Origin of the sequence: Phytomonospora endophytica, assembly GCF_014202425.1 — a bacterium.
GTDB classification, from domain to species: domain Bacteria; phylum Actinomycetota; class Actinomycetes; order Mycobacteriales; family Micromonosporaceae; genus Phytomonospora; species Phytomonospora endophytica.
Window position 1 is genome coordinate 106,358 of the sequence record NZ_JACHGT010000009.1, and the last position, 15,776, is coordinate 122,133.

Annotated in this window: 14 protein-coding genes; 7 read left to right on the plus strand and 7 right to left on the minus strand. The window is 71.6% G+C overall.

Translation table 11 applies throughout. The annotated features are described in order from the left end of the window. Positions 1-213: 213 nt before the first annotated feature. Positions 214-1,995: a thioredoxin domain-containing protein gene (locus HNR73_RS21200; RefSeq protein WP_184789309.1), complete on the minus strand. Its 1,782-nt coding sequence runs from the start codon at positions 1,993-1,995 to the stop codon at positions 214-216. 78 nt (positions 1,996-2,073) lie between these two features. Between HNR73_RS21200 and HNR73_RS21205 the strand changes: the two genes are divergently transcribed. Continuing rightward, entirely contained in the window at positions 2,074-2,412 is a 339-nt protein-coding gene (locus tag HNR73_RS21205; RefSeq protein WP_184789310.1) for an Imm51 family immunity protein, read from the plus strand. Positions 2,413-2,472: 60 nt separating this feature from the next. Then, positions 2,473-3,414: a hypothetical protein gene (locus HNR73_RS21210; RefSeq protein WP_184789311.1), complete on the plus strand. Its 942-nt coding sequence runs from the start codon at positions 2,473-2,475 to the stop codon at positions 3,412-3,414. Here the strand turns inward: HNR73_RS21210 and tsaA are convergent. Further along, positions 3,411-3,821 (minus strand): tRNA (N6-threonylcarbamoyladenosine(37)-N6)-methyltransferase TrmO, encoded by a 411-nt coding sequence (tsaA, locus tag HNR73_RS21215; RefSeq protein ID WP_184789312.1) that lies wholly within the window; start codon positions 3,819-3,821, stop codon positions 3,411-3,413. The two genes, HNR73_RS21210 and tsaA, sit on opposite strands and share 4 nt — an antisense overlap. Positions 3,822-3,862: 41 nt before the next feature. On the opposite strand from tsaA, the gene HNR73_RS21220 reads away from it, so the two are divergent. From HNR73_RS21220 to HNR73_RS21240, 5 genes are all read left to right on the plus strand, one after another. Continuing rightward, positions 3,863-4,795, plus strand: coding sequence for a LysR family transcriptional regulator (locus tag HNR73_RS21220; protein ID WP_184789313.1), 933 nt, complete (start codon positions 3,863-3,865; stop codon positions 4,793-4,795). 70 nt (positions 4,796-4,865) lie between these two features. Continuing rightward, positions 4,866-6,059 (plus strand): MFS transporter, encoded by a 1,194-nt coding sequence (locus HNR73_RS21225; RefSeq protein WP_184789314.1) that lies wholly within the window; start codon positions 4,866-4,868, stop codon positions 6,057-6,059. 200 nt (positions 6,060-6,259) lie between these two features. After that, positions 6,260-7,378, plus strand: a complete 1,119-nt coding sequence (locus tag HNR73_RS21230; RefSeq protein ID WP_203686019.1) for an LCP family protein — start codon at positions 6,260-6,262, stop codon at positions 7,376-7,378. Between the two features lie 60 nt (positions 7,379-7,438). Further along, on the plus strand, positions 7,439-8,287 hold the full coding sequence (locus tag HNR73_RS21235) for an NAD-dependent epimerase/dehydratase family protein (protein WP_184789315.1): 849 nt from the start codon (positions 7,439-7,441) through the stop codon (positions 8,285-8,287). A gap of 7 nt (positions 8,288-8,294) precedes the next feature. Beyond that, positions 8,295-8,654, plus strand: a complete 360-nt coding sequence (locus tag HNR73_RS21240) for a hypothetical protein (protein WP_184789316.1) — start codon at positions 8,295-8,297, stop codon at positions 8,652-8,654. A 1-nt stretch (position 8,655) separates the two neighbouring features. Here the strand turns inward: HNR73_RS21240 and HNR73_RS21245 are convergent, their stop codons facing one another. From HNR73_RS21245 to HNR73_RS21265, 5 genes are all read right to left on the minus strand, one after another. Continuing rightward, positions 8,656-10,224, minus strand: a complete 1,569-nt coding sequence (locus tag HNR73_RS21245; protein ID WP_203686020.1) for an FAD-binding oxidoreductase — start codon at positions 10,222-10,224, stop codon at positions 8,656-8,658. Between the two features lie 307 nt (positions 10,225-10,531). Beyond that, on the minus strand, positions 10,532-10,729 hold the full coding sequence (locus HNR73_RS21250) for a helix-turn-helix transcriptional regulator (protein WP_184789533.1): 198 nt from the start codon (positions 10,727-10,729) through the stop codon (positions 10,532-10,534). A gap of 69 nt (positions 10,730-10,798) precedes the next feature. Beyond that, a complete protein-coding gene (locus HNR73_RS21255; RefSeq protein ID WP_184789318.1) occupies positions 10,799-11,650 on the minus strand; it encodes an ABC transporter permease in 852 nt (283 codons plus the stop codon). Beyond that, positions 11,647-12,531, minus strand: coding sequence for an ABC transporter ATP-binding protein (locus tag HNR73_RS21260; RefSeq protein ID WP_203686039.1), 885 nt, complete (start codon positions 12,529-12,531; stop codon positions 11,647-11,649). The genes HNR73_RS21255 and HNR73_RS21260 overlap by 4 nt, the downstream gene beginning before the upstream one ends. 220 nt (positions 12,532-12,751) lie before the next feature. Then, on the minus strand, positions 12,752-14,182 hold the full coding sequence (locus HNR73_RS21265; RefSeq protein ID WP_184789320.1) for a WD40 repeat domain-containing protein: 1,431 nt from the start codon (positions 14,180-14,182) through the stop codon (positions 12,752-12,754). Between the last annotated feature and the right edge of the window lie 1,594 nt (positions 14,183-15,776).

Below are 15,776 nucleotides of genomic sequence, written 5' to 3' on the forward strand. Positions count from 1 at the left end.
CGGATGAATACCCGGTGGAGTGACGGGGTGATGGCGATGGGCAAGCTGCGGCGGCGGACGAGCCGGCGAAACGTTCGCACTCCCCCGCACGCCCCAAAGGGGCCCCGAAAATCACGATACGGGCGGGGTGTGACGTTTTTCGGCGCCGCCCGCCGACGGCCGCGGGCCCGTCATGGACCGGCCGTCGGGCCGCTCGCGTGCGACCCGGCCCCCTCACCTCATCGTCTCCGCCGCGACCCCCAGGCCTCCCGCGAACCGCGGATGCTTGCGCAGCACCGGTTCCGCGACCGCGAGCGCGCGGTAGGCCGCGTCCCGGTAGTAAGGGTCACCGGTGACACCGGCGTACTCGGCGTAGGCCTGCGCGGCCAGTGCCCAGCCCGACGGCGTCGGGCCGTCGGTGGGGTCGGTGGGGCGGTGGACGAGGGTCTCGGCGTCGTCGGCGGTGTCGTGGAAACCGCCGTCGCCGGTGGTGAAGTGACGGTCGACGAGGTCGAGCAGTTCCTTGGCGCGCGGGAGCCAGCCGCCGTCGGGGTCGGCGGCGTGGCGGGCGAGGTAGGCCGAGGCGACGGCGGCGTGGTCTTCGAGGACCCCTTGGGCGGTACCGGCCCTACCGTCGCGGGAGACGCGGCGGAGACGACCGTCCACTGTGTGCACGTCGGCGAGGAGGCGGGCGGCGCGGTCGGCGGCGACGTCGGCCCAGGGCTGTGCGCGGTGGGCGGCGTAGGCGGTCAGCGCGGTGACGGCGAGCGCGGTCCACGCGGCGACGACCTTGTCGTCGCGGGCGGGCTGGGGGCGCAGATCGCGGGCGGCGGTGAGTCTTCGGCGGATGTCGGCGAAGCGTTGCGCGGCAGCGGATCCGTCGGGGTCGGCAGGCAGCTGGAGGACGCTGGTGCCGTGTTCGAAGGTGCCCTCTTCCGTGACGGTGAACAGCTCGGCGGCCCACGCGGCGTCGTCGGCGCCGAGGACTTCGGTGAGCTGGGCGGGGGTCCAGACGTAGGTGGCGCCTTCGACGCCGTCGGTGTCGGCGTCGAGGGCGGCGGCGAATCCGCCTTCGGCGGTGCCGAGGGCGTCGACGACGAAGCGGGCGGTCTCGTCGGCGACGCGGGCGTGGATCGCCTTGCCGGTGAGGCGATCCAGTTCGGTGTGGAGGCCGAGGAGGAGGGCGTTGTCGTAGAGCATCTTCTCGAAGTGGGGGACGATCCACTCGGCGTCGACGGAGTAGCGGGCGTAACCGCCGCCGAGCTGGTCGTAGATGCCGCCGCGGGCCATGCGTTCGGCGGTGTGGTCGGCGATGTCGAGGCTGCGGGCGTCGCCGGTGCGTTCGTGGTGGCGGAGCAGGAAGGCGAGGGCGGGGGCGGTCGGGAATTTCGGCGCGCCACCGAATCCGCCGTTGACGGGGTCGAAGGAGCCGTGGATCTGCCGTGCCGCGGCGTCCAGAATGGACGCCTCGACGGGTGCGCCGGCCGGGCAGGGCCCGTCGACGGGGCAGGAGTCGCTGACGTCGGCGAGGTCGGGCCCTGCGGCCGCGCAGGCCTGGACGATGGCGCGCCCCTGGCTCAGGAGTTCGGTCCGCTGTGTGGCCCAGGCGGTGCCGACGGCGTTGACGAGGCGGATGAAGTGCTCGCGCGGGAAGTACGTGCCGGCGAAGAACGGGGTGCCGTCGGGGGCGGCGAAGACGGTCATCGGCCACCCGCCCTGGCCGGTGATCGCGATCGTCGCCTGCATGTAGACGGCGTCGATGTCGGGCCGTTCCTCGCGGTCGACCTTGACGGGGATGGTGAACTCGTTGACGAGCGCGGCGACCTCTTCGTCCTCGAAGGACTCGTGGGCCATGACGTGGCACCAGTGGCAGGCGGCGTACCCGATCGAGATGAAGAGCGGCAGGTCGCGCCGCTTCGCCTCCGCGAGGGCGTCCTCGCCCCATTCGCGCCAGTCGACGGGATTTCCGGCGTGCTGCTGCAGGTAGGGGGAGAGTGCGGTGGCGAGGTGGTTCATGGGTTCAGGGTGCCACAGCCCGCCGTCTCCGCGATCCATCGCGCGACGGCTGTCGCAGCCGGGTGCTAGCTTCCGCGGATGGAACCGATGAAGCTGGTGGAGACCACGCCGGGAAAGTTCTCGCTGCTCCTCAACGCGGGTGACACGCGGGTCGACGAACTCGTCGAGGGGCTCGGCCACGAACCGAACGGCTACTTCTGGGAGGGCGTCGCGAGGTTCCTGGTCAAAGCCTCCGACCCCGGCCTCGAAGCCCGGTTCTCCTACGACCCCGAGGGCGGCATGTTCTGCGCGTACGGCACCGACCGGGCGGCGCTGGAGACCCTGGCCGCACTGCTGCTGCCGTTGACGTCCGACGGGGACCGCATGCGCGAGCTCGTCGCCGCCGCCGAGGCCGAAGGCTTCGAGTTCGACGACTGAGCCCGCGTCCCCACCCCAAACCCCCTCGACCCGGCCTCCCGACCCCAGTACCGTGGCCCAATGACCCCCGCCGCAGGCATCCCCACCCTTGACCGGGTGGTCGCCTGCGATGAGTCCGGGTACGAGGGCGAGAAGCTCGTCGGAGGCACGACCGACGTGTTCGTGCACGGCAGCGTCGACGTCGACCTCGGTGTCGCCGACGCGTGCATGGCGGAGTTGCGCACGCGGATCAAGTCGCCGGCGACGGGGTACAAGGCGAACCATCTCCTGCGCGAGAAGCACGTCGCCGTCCTGCACTGGATCCTCGGGCCGGAGGGGCCGCTGCTCGGTAACGCGCGCATCTTCATCGTCGACAAGACCTACTACCTCCTCGACCGGCTGATCACGCTGCTGGGCGAGGAGAACACCGACGCCGGCACCCTCCACCGCGACGGTCCCGCCGCGTTCGGCGCGACCCGCTGGGCCGCCTTCCTCGACGCCGCCAACAACGTCCTGCGCGTCAAGGAACGCGTCGAGGCCGTGGCGCCCGTCGACGCGTTCTGCCACATGCTCGACCTCCTCGACGGTGCCCCGGCGCTCGCGGGCCTGCGCGCTTCACGCGGGCGGGCCGAGGCCTTCCGCGCCCGCCTCGCCGACGATCCCGGCGCGGTCCCCGCCCTCGACCTGCTCATCCCCGCCATCGTCCGCGCCGCCGAGGTCTGGGCCGACGGCGGCACCCGGCCCGTCTCGGTCCTCCACGACCGCCAGAACGCCCTCGCGCCCGAACGCGTCGTCCAGCTCAAGGAGATGTCCCCCGACCTCGCCGAACTGCGGCTGGCCCCGTCGAACACCGACGCGCGGATCCAACTCGCCGACATCATGGCCGGCACGGCCCGCCGCATCCTCGAACACCACCTGCACGGCCACGGCGACGACGCCCTCACCGCCCTCTTCGCGCCCTACGCCGACCCCGCCTCGATCTGGGTCGACCCGCGCACCCGCGCGCTCCTCGGCCAGGTCTAACGCGCCGAAGGCTCCGAACCCAGAACCGGCTTCACGTCGAGGATCGGCGTCCCGTCGACGGCTTCGAGGCCGTCGACGCGCAGCCGCGCCCCATCGGTCTCGACGACGGTCACGCGATGCAGCCCGATCGGGTTCGGCCGGTGCGGCGAGCGCGTCGAGAACACGCCTTCGACGGGCCGCGTGCGGTCGCCGCGGGGATGCACTTCCAGCAGGTCGCGGCGGGCGCGGTCGAGCCAGGTCAGCACGAAGACCTCGTCACCGGGACTTATCGAGCGCGCGGCCTCGGCGAACTCCGGCTGGAACACCAGCCAGGCGGCGGGCGCGCCCTCGTCGGGCTGTCGGGGTGCGGTGTCGAGGTCGGTCAGCGTCGACGCGACGACACCGACCGGGCGCGCCTGGAAGCTCATGGGCCCATTGTGCGCTTCCGGAACTGGCTAAAGTCGCCCTCATGGCCGGCGATCTCGACATCCGCGCGCTGCGGTACTTCGTCGCCGCCGCCGAAGACCTGCATTTCAGCCGGGCGGCGGCGCGGCTCTACGTCGCGCAGCAGGCCCTCAGCCGCGACATCGCGCGCCTGGAGGAACGCCTCGGCACGAAACTCTTCGAACGCACGACACGGCGAGTGTCCCTCACCCCCGACGGGGAACGGCTCCTCGGCCAGGCGCGCCGCCTGCTCGCCCTCCACGACGAGATCCTGCGCGGCCCCGCCGACGCCGCGCCCCTCTTCGTCGACGTCGCCGCGCGCGGCATGACACCGGGACGGGTGCTGGCCAGGGCGAGGCGGGACCCGGCGCTGGAGTTCTTCGTGCGGTTCCACAATGGACTCGGCGAGTCCCTGCCGCTCCTCGCGGCCCACCGCCTCGACGTCACCTTCGGCCGTACCGAAGGCCCCTTGCCCTCCGATGTGGACGGTCAGCCGATCCGCTGGGAACCGATGGCGCTCCTCCTGCGCGACGACCACCCGCTCGCCGCCCGCGAGTCCGTCCCGCTCGCGTCCCTCAACGGCGTCCCCGTCTGCTGGAGCACCGGCGACCACGCCTCCCCCGAATGGCGCCGGGCCGCCCACCGGCTCCTCGTCGACGCCGACGCCGAACCCTCCATCGAGCATCCGCACATCGTCGGTGACGAGGAGATCGCCCACCACCTGCGCATCCGCGACGTCGCCGTCCTCACCCTCGTCTCCCAGCCGCCCGTCCCCGGCACGGTCCTGCGCCCCCTCGTCGATCCCGTCCCCGTCTACCCCTGGCGCATGCTCTGGCGCCGCGGCGACCCGCACCCGGGACTGCTCGCCCTGCGCGAGGCCGCCACCGCGCTCGCCGCCGAGGAAGGCTGGCTGACCCGACCGGAACGCAGCTGGGCACCCGTTGACGACACCCGTTGACAACAGGAGTGCGTGAATCCCCCGGAACAGGTGTTGGACCAGGACCACCCACCGGCGGGACCGTGAGCGCATGACACCCAAGCTCAACGCCATCACCCACTACACCCTCACCGGCGTCCTCACCGCCCTGTGGGGCGCCTCCCTCCCCGCCACCGACGCCCGCCTCGACCTCGGCGAGGCCAAGATCGGCGCGCTCCTCCTCGCCCTCAGCCTCGGTGTGCTCGCCGCCATGCCCGCCGCCGGATGGCTGGCCGACCGTTTCGGCGGCCGGGGACTCCTCCGCGCGACGGCGCCCGCCGCCGCGCTCGCCCTGGCCGCGCCGATGGCCGCGCCCTCCTACCCGTGGCTGCTCGCGGGCGCGCTTCTCCTCGGCACGCTCATGGGCGCACTGAACGTCGCCTTGACCGTGCGGGCCGTCGCGGTCGAGCGCGCGCACGAAAAGCCCGTGATATCCCTCTTGCATGGAATGTGGACACTCGGGGCGGTCGCCGGAGGTGCCGCCACCACCGCCGGTCTGCACGCGGGCGTCGACGCGCGAACCCTGGTCGCGGGCGGTGGGCTGGTGCTCGCCGCGGGCTTCGGGGCCGCCGGGTCCCGACTCACCCACGACACGCCCGTCCCCGCGCCACCGGCCGAGACCTCGGCTCGACGCGGCCCCGGCCTCGGCTCCCTCGTCCTGCTCGGCGTGATCGGCGCCGCCGCCTTCCTCACCGAGGGCGCGGCCACCGACTGGGCCGCGATCCACGCCGGCCGCGAGCTCGGCGCCGACCCGGCCACCGCGTCGATGGTCTACACGGCCTTCTTCGCCGCCATGACCGCCATGCGCTTCGCCGGCGACGCCGTCCGCTCGCGCCTGGGAGCACCGACGACCGTCCTCATCGCCGGGGTGACCGCTTCGCTCGGATACGTCCTGGTTCTGGCCGCCCCCGCCCTCGGCGGTGCGGGCCTCACGACGGCCCTGGCCGGCTGGATCCTCGCCGGTGTCGGCATGGCGGTGGTGTGGCCCGTGGTGACCAGCACACTCGGTGCGTCGGGAGCCTCCGGACGGCGCCTGTCGGCGGTCGGCGCGATCAGCTACGGCGGCGGGCTCGCCGGACCCGCGGTGATCGGCTTCACCGCCTCGGTGAGCTCGCTGTCGGCGGCCCTGGTGATCCCCGCCGTCCTGGCTCTGGTGGTGGCGCTGGCGGCTCCGTCGGTCCTGCGCGCCCTTACTACAGTGGACCGTCCACAGGGGATGACGGCTGGACAGGGGTACGTATCCTGACCCGTCACCACGAAGCGGGCGAGTGCGACGGGTGACCCCGCTGTACGACGAAGCGGGAAAAGCAGTAACAATCGGCGTTCCAGGTCGATTCGGCGCGCCTTTTCCGCGAGGGGCAACCAGGACGCACGGCCACCTCGTTGACCTGGGTAGCATTTTTCGGCCGACGTGACTAAGGTCGCGTCGGCAGTTGAGGAGCGGTGATGGGCAACAGGCGAGGCACCAGGCGGCGCGGCGGAGCCGGCTCGAAGCGGCGTTCGCCGTTGTGGGCCAAGATCATGGTCGGCGTGGGCGCGATGCTCATGGTCGTCTCGATCGGCGCCGTCGGCTACGCCAACATCATGCTGGACAAGGTGAACGACGCGGTCAACACCGCCTGCCTGCTGGAGGACTGCGAGGCCTTCAAGCCCGGCGAGGAGATCAAGGGCCCGCTCAACCTGCTCATGATCGGCTCCGACATGCGCAAGGACTGGTCGGCGGCGCAGTCCGACTCGATCATGATCCTGCACATCAACGCCGCCCTGACGGCGGCCAACATCATCTCCATCCCGCGCGACCTCTACGTCGACATCCCCGACTGCGGTCCGGGCTGGGGCAACAACGCCTGCACCGAGAAGATCAACACCGCCTTCGCCGCCGGCGGGCTCGACAAGGCGAAGTCGGTGCAGAACCTCGCGACCACGCTGACCAACCTGACCGGGCTGGAGAAGTTCGACGGCGTCGCGATGATCAACTTCGGCGGCTTCAAGGACCTCGTCGAACTCTTCGGCGGCATCGAGCTGTGCGTGCCCTTCGACATGGACCTCGAACACCCCAAGGACGAGTTCGGCAACAAGCCCCACGTCAAGAAGGGCTGCAAGGAGTACGAACCCGACCTGGCACTGGGCATCGTCCGCGAGCGCTACGCCTACGACCCGACCAACCCGGACTGGAAGGAGGAGTACGGGATCGGCGACTACGGCCGCCAGCGCATGCAGCAGCACTTCATCAAGCAGCTGATGAAGCGCGCGAAGGAAGAGGGCTACATGACCGACCCGTTCAAGGTCACCACGCTGATCGAGGCGATCGGCGACCAGCTCCTCCTCGACCTCAAGGGCCGCGCTGTCACCGACTTCGCCTACGCCCTGCGCGGCATGGACGCTTCGGCGATCACCACGCTGAAGGTCCCGTCGGAGCCGGCGATGATCGGCGAGACCTCCTACGTCGTGATGCAGCCCGGCGAGCAGGAGGAGACCGCTCAGGAGCTCTTCGAGGCGTTGAGCGGCGACACGCTCGACCAGTGGGCACTGTCCAACCCGAAATGGGTCAACAAGACCAAATGACCGCGATGCCCGGGTGATGATCTACTGCGAAGAACGGGTTGATCCACCGAGAGGAGCATCATGGTGAAAGTCCTCGTCGTCGGCGGCACCGGGTACATCGGTGCCGCCGTCGTGCACGCCCTGCTCGCGCACGGCCACGCGGTCGTGGCCATGAGCCGTTCGGGGAAGTCGCCGCATGAGGGCGCCGAAGGGCGGCAGGGCGGGCTGGACGTGCCCGAGGTGCTGGCCGCGGCCGCCGCGGAGGCCGACGCGGTCGTGCACACGGCCGCGCCGACCGGGGACGAGCGGGTCGAGGCCGCCGCGATCGACGCGCTGAGCGGGCCGGGCCGTCCGTTCCTGTACACCAGCGGGATCTGGTCGCTGGGTGCGACGGGACGCGACCCGGTCGACGAGTCGGCGCCGACCAACCCCCTCGCGATCTCGGCTTTCCGGCCGCGCGTCGAGCAGCGCGTCCTCGCCGCCGGCGGGACGGTGATCCGGCCGGGGATCGTCTACGGGCACGGCGCCGGGATTCCGGCGATGCTGGTGGGCTGGGCCGCCGAGCACGGTTCGGGCCGCTACGTCGGCTCCTGCGCGACGCGCTGGCCGATGGTCCACGTCGACGACCTCGCCGACCTGTTCGCGCGGATCCTCCAGTCGGTGGAACCGCCGCGACTCTGGCACGCCGTCGACGAACCGGCGGTGTCCACTGTGGCCTTGGCGGCGGCGGCCGACGTCGCCGCGGGCGGACCGGGCACGGCCGAGCGCTGGACGGTCGGGCGGGCCGCCGAACTGGTGGGCGAGAACTTCGCGACGGCACTGGCCACCGACCAGGCGGTCACCTCGGCGCACACCGCGCGGCTCGGGTGGGCCCCGAAGCGGTCGGCGGTGGAGGACATGGCGAGCGGATCGTACGTCGCGGGCGGATAACCGGCCGATGGCGACCCCTGGCCGGTTTCGTACCGCCGCGGCCCTCGCGCGGAACGCGGCATCCGTCGAGAGTGGACTCGCGAGCTTCACCACCGCGTTCATCACCCGCTTCACGGCCGACGGTGAGCTCTTCGACAAGATCCTCGCGGTCGACGTCAACGTCTTCTGGACCGGCGCGGCCACGGCCGAACCGGCGGCCGTGGCCGGTCTGCCGGCGCCCGGCGGGTGTCTCGTGCTCTGCTTCGATCCGCCGTCTGGGCAGCGGCGGGAGATGTTCGCCGAGCACCTGTCGGCCGGGGGTTTCGACAACACCCGGATCCCTTACGGCGACACGCTTCTGGTGGTCCGGGCGACTCCCCGGCCGTGAGTCAGGCCCGGATGGACAGGGTGTGCCGGAAGACGTCGGCGGGGTCGTGGCGGGCTTTGGCGCGGCGGAGCCGGTCGAGGTTCGCGCCGAAGTAGATGCGGCCGTACTCGACGCCGGAGGTGTTCCACGCCGGGTCGGCGAGACCGTTGTCGGCGTAGTTGATGAAGGCGCCCTCGTCGACGGGGACGCCGCCGGTCGTGGCGTGGAAGTCGTGGTAGAAATCGCGCAGCCACCGGGTTCCGCGCTCGTCGAAGGCCGAGTCGGTCCACGACGACAGCCAGAACAGCTTCATGACCGAGTCGCGGTGGGCGGTGGCCGTCGCCGAGGGCTCGACGGTGTTGACCGCCCCGCCGTGGGTGTTGAGGCTGAGCATGCCGCCGGCGTGGTCGAGGTCGTCGCGGGTCAGGTGGTGGTGGATCGCCGCGACCTGTCGCGGGGTGAGGCTTTCGCGCGCGTACGCCGAGGCGCACTTGAGGCGCTGGGAGCGGCCGTCGTCGCCGCCGGGCATGAGCTGCGCCGAGTTCAGCCAGGGCAGGCGCACGGTCGTGGGTTCGGGTGTGGCGCCGACGCCGTCGGCGAGTTCGGTGAGGAAGCGGCTGAAGAGCGCGTCGTCTTCGCCGGGGACCTGCCCGATCATCATGTGCCGCCCGAACTGGCGGCGGAAGAGGATGAGTTCGGCGTAGAGCCTCGTCGACGGGGTGCCGGGTGCGGAGTTGCGTTCGCACCAGCCGCCGAAGTTGGCGACGAGCCGTTCGAAGCCCTGCCGCGAGAGGTTCTCCCACGGCCAGGTGACGGTGAACGACAGGACCGTGGCGGGCGGGCACGGCAGCAGCGCCGAGGGGTCGGTGCCTTTCGCGCCGGGCGTGCGGAACCAGTAGCGGGTGACGATGCCGAAGCTCCCGCCACCGCCGCCGGTGTGGGCCCACCACAGGTCGCGGTTCGGGTCGCCCGGTTCGCGGGTGGCGATGACGGCCCGGGCGCGGCCGTCGCGGTCGGCGATCACGACTTCGACGGCGTACAGGTGGTCGCTGATCAGGCCGTGCATCCGTGACAGGGGGCCGTATCCGCCGCCGGGGACGTGGCCGCCGACGGCGACGGTGGGGCAGGACCCGCCGGGGAGCGTGACGCCCCATCCGAGGTGGAGGCGCCGGTAGGTCTCGCCGAGCGTGGTCCCGGCGCGGACTTCGAAGGCGCGGCGGTCGGCGTCGAAGCGCACGCCGGTCATGGTCGACAGGTCCACGACGACGCGCACGCCGGGATGGTCGACGAAGTCCTCGAAGCAGTGCCCGCCCGAGCGGGCCACGACCCGCCGCTTCTCCCGCACGGCCCGCTGCACGGCCTTCACGACCTGCGCGGTGGTCGAGGCGACGACGATGTAGTCGGGGTTGCCCTGGTGGCGCAGGTTTCCGCGCGTCCGCAGATGCTCGTAGCGCGGATCGTCCGGCCCTGCCTCGACGAGGCCCGGCCCCTCACTCGCGACCGCCGGGCCGGTAAGGCCCGCGTCGACGGTGGCCGCCGCCACGGTCGCGACACCGACCGCACCGGCTCGAAGGAAGTTGCGTCTGCTCACGCCGATCACCCTCCACAGTGGACTCCAGGAGCCGACACTATGGGCACCCGGGGCGCGGGGACATGGGCCCAGGCCTACGTGTGCGGGTGGGTTAGCTCCCCTCTTTCGTTTTCGCGCTTCCAGGGTTTCGGGCTCGCTCGTGGACGCCGGGAACGTGACGGTGACGTCGGCGATCCTCGGCCCGCGCCGAACGAGCCCGACTCCGAACACCTCGCGTTCGTGCGGGAAGACCGCGAAGTGCCACGAGCCGGGCATGGAGACGACTCGGTGGGGGAAGGTCGGTCCAGGTTCACACCCGACCGTCCCTCTACGAACTCCCGATCCGGGGAAACGGCGCCGTCGAGAACACGACCTCCACGCCCACCTCGAAGTACTCGGCGATGCGCAGGGCGAGGTACAGGCTCGGGCTGTACTCGCCGCGTTCGAGGTACCCGACGGTCTGGTAGTGGACCCCGAGGGCCTCGGCGAGTTGCCGTCGCGAGATCCCCCGTTCGGCGCGCAGCATCGCGATCCGGTTGTAGATCACCTCATTGCTCAACGCCGTCGTCCTCCTCGTTCGACCGGTGGGCGCCCATCAGGTTATGCGCTGCATGGCGCGCTCCCTGCGCTCGGCCACCGCCGAACCGGACTCGCGCCGGGCCATCCGGCGCAGCAGGATCGGCGCGAGGACCAGCCCGAGGACGGCCCACAGACCGAGGACGCCGAAGGTCTCCAGGTATCGCCAGGATCCGCCGATCTCGGCGGCGGCCATGTCGGAGGGCAGCAGCGCCGAGCGCATCCCGAGGCCGAGCCAGTAGATCGGGAAGATCTGCCCGATCCCCTGCAGGAGCGGCGGCATCTGCCCGAGCGGGTAGAAGATCCCCGAGATCGCGACCAGTCCCATGACGGGCATCATGATCAGCCCGAGCATGCGCGGGTTGGAGAACAGCGAGCCGAGGACGGCGCCGATCGGCATCGTCGCGACGAGTCCGAGGACGAGGACGGCGGCGAGCATCAGCCAGGAGCCGGGTCCGTCGAAGGCGACGCCCTCGAAGACGATCAGGCCGGGCACGAGCACCAGGATCGCGCCGAAGATGACGAAGATCGACGTCTCGGTGATGACGCCGACGAGGTACCCGGTCATCCCGCCGGGCAGCGTCTTGGCCCGCAGCAGCGTCCCGTCCTCGCGCTCGACGGTCAGGGTCTGCACGACGCCGAGGAGTCCGCCGAAGGCGACGTTGAGCCCGATGAGGCTGGGCAGTGACATCGATCCGAGTGAGACCGGCGCGCCCTCGATGTCGACACCGCGCAGGAAGAAGATGACGACCATCGCGATGACCGACGGGGCAAGGAAGCCGACGAGCCCCTCATAGGAGCGCATGGTGTGCTTCGTTTCGATCCAGCCGCGGGCGAGGCCCGCCTTGATCGGCGTGGTGCTGACGTTCACCGTCCACTCTCCTCGAACTCGCGGATCAGCGCGTCGCCGCCGCCGGACTCGAACTGCCGGACCAGTTCCATGTAGGTGTCCTCAAGGCTGGCCCGGCGGACCTCAAGGTCTCCGATCTCGTCGCCGTACTGCTCGAAGAGCTTGCGGACGTAGGCCGTCGCGTCGACGGTGGAGTGCACGAACATCTCGCCCCCGCGACTCCACTTGACCTCCGCCTCGGTCGACATCCGGCGCGACAGGGCGTCGGCCGACCCGTCGGCGATGATCCGTCCGCCGGCCAGGATGAGGATCCGGTCGGCGAGCTTCTCGGCCTCGTCGAGGTCGTGGGTGGTCAGCAGGATCGCGGTCTCGTCGATGTCGGCGAGCCGGTGCACGAGGTCGTGGAACTCCCTGCGCGCCTGGGGATCGAAGCCGACGGTGGGCTCGTCGAGGAACAGCAGGGCGGGCCGCCCGACGATGCCGATGGCGACGTCGAGGCGGCGGCGCTGGCCGCCGGACAGGCTGTTGATGGTCTGGCCGGCCTGTTCGGTGAGGCCGACGGTCTCGATCAGGTCGTCGGCCGGCCAGGGACGCGCGACCCGGTCGGTCGAGAAGGGCGCGTAGTAGGTGCCGAAGTGCTGGAGCAGCTCGCGGACACGCCATTTGCCGTGGTCGCGCCAGGACTGCAGGACGACGCCGAGACGCGCCCGCCAGCTCTCGTCGCCTTTGGCGGGGTCGACGCCCAGGACGCTGACCCGCCCGGCCGATCGCATCCGGAAGCCTTCGAGGATCTCGATGGTGGTGGTCTTGCCGGCGCCGTTGGGGCCGAGCAGCGCGATGACCTCACCGGCGCGAACCTGGAAGTCCACACCGCTGAGGACGTCCTTGTCGCCGTATCGCATGCGGAGGTCGCGGACGTCGATGACGGCGTCGGCGAGGGGTGGACCGGCCTCGACTACGGCCGGGTTGGGGGTGTGCGCCACGGACATGACCCTCTCCTTGGCATCTCAGGTACGCGTCAGAATGTAGCAGGTGTACTACATCTGATCCAAGGAGTATTGCGCGTGGCACCGAAAAACGGCCGCCCGCGGGACTCGCGGGCGGCCGTTCGGTCGAGGCGGGTCAGTCCTCTTCCCAGTGCGCCGGCCAGGCGTGACGCCCGCCGACCGACCACGCGGCGGGCTGGTCGCGCAGGTCGACCTCCCGCACCGTGGCGCCTTCCGGAGTGCGGAAACCCAGGCGCTCGTTGCCCAGGACCGCGAGGGTGTCGCCCCAGTGGAGGCCGACGGCATCGGCGGGGGCACCGAAGCGCGCGGCCGGTTCGCCCGCCCCGTCGAGGTCCCATACCTCGACGTCGCCCTGCCCGGTGACGACCGCGAAGCGCGTCCCGTCCGGCGACCAGGCCAGCGGCACGATGTCGGACGCCATGCCGCGCCCGATGCGCGCGGCCACCGGCATCCGGACGGTCTCGGCGTCGCCGTCGATGATCCGGATCCCCTCGGCACCGAGGACCGCCAGCCGGTCTCGGCCCCAGACGAGGACGGCGGCCTCCTCGCGGTCGAACTCCGCCGTGATCCCGCCGGTGGCCGCGTCGGCGATGAACAGCCGGTCACCGGTGTACCAGGCGACGCGGGCGCCGTCGGGGCTGAAGGCGGCCGGCGGAGCCCCCTCGTCCCACCACACGTAGCCCGAGCCGTGCTCGTGGATCCACAGCGGCAGACCGGTGGCGATGTCGACGGCGAAGAGGTGCCGGCGGTCGACGATGTGCACGCGGGTGCCGTCGCGGCTCCAGCCCGCGACGTATTCGACGTCGAGGAAGAGATCGTCCGCCGAGTCCTCGAAGGCCGGACCGAACACCGCCGACATCAGCCGCGGTTCGCCTTCGGCGGGCCGCGGCGGTGCTTCGTGCGGATACCAGGAGATCTCGCCGTCCGCCAAGGGCACCAGGCAACCCGGGACGGCGTGCTCCTCCCCCGCGGAGACACCGATGAAGGCGGCACGGCCGTCGGGCGCCAGCGCGAAAGGAGGAGGCGAACTCCCTCCGTACGTGGTGTCGGCGGCGCCGAGGGGCTCATCGTCGCCGGAAAACGCGTCCCACACACCCACCATGTTGGTGTCGTAGGCGAGTCCGAGGCGCGCCGAGTCGGCCGACCACCGAATCGCTCCGGGATAGTCGGTCCAGCCGATGCCGCCGCGCAGGGCGCCGGGCTCGGTGATCCCGCCGACCCGGCCGCCGGTGGCGAGTTCGAACACGTGCAGGACACCGCCGTCCTCGTACTCCGCGTCCCAGGCGCCCTCGGGGACCTCGATGGACGTCCCGACGGCGAGGTACCGGCCGCAGGGGCTGAGGGCGGCGCCGTGGACGCGTCCCGCGTGGCGGACGGGCGGGACCCGGCGGGCGCCCGGGTGCGCCAGGATCTCCTCGGTGACACGGAAGTGGACCTGGGTGACGCCTTCGGCGGCCTCCAGCGCGGCCAGGCGGGCGCGCAGGGGCGGCAGATCGCGGTCGGGGTCGAAGGCGGTCCAGTCGGCCGTGGGTGCGGTGAAGTCCATGTCAGTCCTCGTCCTTGCTGCCGACCACGTCGCACAGCGAGTAGCGCAACGGGCTGTCGATGGAGACGGCGTGGTCGTACGCCGCCCGCGCGTCGGGGACGACGAGCGTCTCTCCCCAGCGGAAAGGCCAGGAGTGGCGCAGGCCGACCGTCCAGTTGATCCGGTCGTCGAGATCGGACAGTCGGCTCGGGGGCGCGATCACCAGTTCGTCGTCGTCGAAGGCGACCGCCCAGGTCTCGGCGTCGAGCGCGAAGCCGGGGTTGATGCCCATGTACCTGCCCCGGTCCTCTCCGTCGGGCGTCATCAGTGGGCGGTGCCCCGCGGCGGTGGCATGGAAGTCGGTTCCCCCGACGACGGTGCCGTCGGCGCGGGTGAAACGCACGCCGTCCCGCCCGATGGCGACGATGACGTCGCCGGTGCCCCAGTGGATCCCGGCGGCGTCGGGTGCGGCGAACACGGTCTCGCGAACGGGATCGCCCGCCAGGGACCAGATCTCGACGCCCTCGCCGGTCAGCACCGCCGCCCGGGTTCCGTCCGGGGACCAGACGAAGCCGCCCGCGTCGGGCATCGCCGTGTCGCGCTCGCGTGCCACCTTGTTGATCCGCGCGACCTCGGTGTCGCGGTCGAAGACGCGCACACCGTCGCGGGCGAGGGCGGCGAAGCGCTCGCCGTCGGCGGTCCAGACCACGGTCCGCGCCTTGGCGTCGTGGCGGGCGAGGACCTCGCCGGTGCGCGCGTCGGCGACGGTGATCGCCTTGCGTCCGGCGCAGGCGACGAAGCGCCCGCACGGGCTGAAGACGATCGGGATCTCGACATCGGCGTGGTGGACGTGGTTCCCGTGCGGCAGCAGCCACGCGACACGACCGTCGGCGATGTCGACGGCGAAGAGGAAGCGGCCGGAGGCGAAGCGCAGGATGGCGCCGTCCGGGGACCAGCCGAGGCACTTCTCGACGTAGAGGGCGTCGTCGTAGAACTGCCCGTTGCTCACCGCCGCCACGGCCTCCTCAACGGCCGCCGGCACGTCCTCGGCGAGGATGGTGAAGTCGCCGCCGTAGGGGCGCTTCTTCTTGCGGTAGCCGGGATCCCAGCGCACACCGCCGCGTTCGACGTCGGCGATCGCGCCCCACACCGCGCCGTCGGTGCGCACGTCGACCCACACCCGCTTGCCGTCCGGGCTGAACCCGAACTGCGGCGGGCGGCTCGCGCCGTCGGTGATGTCGGCGGAGGCGTCGGGGTAGGCGTTGTCACCGAAGGGATCCCAGACGCCGATGGCGTTGGTGTGGAAGGCCCCGGCCAGGCGCGTGGAGTCGGCCGACCAGCGCAGGGCGTCGCGGTACTCGTTCCAGCCGATGCCGCCGCTGATCGCGTTGGAGTTGTGAAGGCGGTTGACCGGGCGGCCGGTCTCCAGTTCGAAGACCTGGAGCGTGCCGCCGCCCCGGTAAGCGATGCCCCAGGCGTCGGGGCGGTCGTCGTCCTCGTCCGGGATCTCGATCCCGCTGCCGACGGCGAGCCAGCGGCCGCAGGGGCTCAGCGCGGCCGAGCGGACCTCGCCGACGTGCACGAAGGGGTGGTGGAGCTCGGCGAAGCCCTTGTT

Bases quoted from the DNA above. Each gene is read 5' to 3' on its own strand.
- HNR73_RS21200 (WP_184789309.1), bottom strand. From the start codon at position 1,995: ATGAACCACCTCGCCACCGCACTCTCCCCCTACCTGCAGCAGCACGCC.
- HNR73_RS21205 (WP_184789310.1), top strand. From the start codon at position 2,074: ATGGAACCGATGAAGCTGGTGGAGACCACGCCGGGAAAGTTCTCGCTG.
- HNR73_RS21210 (WP_184789311.1), top strand. From the start codon at position 2,473: ATGACCCCCGCCGCAGGCATCCCCACCCTTGACCGGGTGGTCGCCTGC.
- tsaA (WP_184789312.1), bottom strand. From the start codon at position 3,821: ATGAGCTTCCAGGCGCGCCCGGTCGGTGTCGTCGCGTCGACGCTGACC.
- HNR73_RS21220 (WP_184789313.1), top strand. From the start codon at position 3,863: ATGGCCGGCGATCTCGACATCCGCGCGCTGCGGTACTTCGTCGCCGCC.
- HNR73_RS21225 (WP_184789314.1), top strand. From the start codon at position 4,866: ATGACACCCAAGCTCAACGCCATCACCCACTACACCCTCACCGGCGTC.
- HNR73_RS21230 (WP_203686019.1), top strand. From the start codon at position 6,260: ATGGGCAACAGGCGAGGCACCAGGCGGCGCGGCGGAGCCGGCTCGAAG.
- HNR73_RS21235 (WP_184789315.1), top strand. From the start codon at position 7,439: ATGGTGAAAGTCCTCGTCGTCGGCGGCACCGGGTACATCGGTGCCGCC.
- HNR73_RS21240 (WP_184789316.1), top strand. From the start codon at position 8,295: ATGGCGACCCCTGGCCGGTTTCGTACCGCCGCGGCCCTCGCGCGGAAC.
- HNR73_RS21250 (WP_184789533.1), bottom strand. From the start codon at position 10,729: ATGCTGCGCGCCGAACGGGGGATCTCGCGACGGCAACTCGCCGAGGCC.
- HNR73_RS21260 (WP_203686039.1), bottom strand. From the start codon at position 12,531: ATGCGATACGGCGACAAGGACGTCCTCAGCGGTGTGGACTTCCAGGTT.
- HNR73_RS21265 (WP_184789320.1), bottom strand. From the start codon at position 14,182: ATGGACTTCACCGCACCCACGGCCGACTGGACCGCCTTCGACCCCGAC.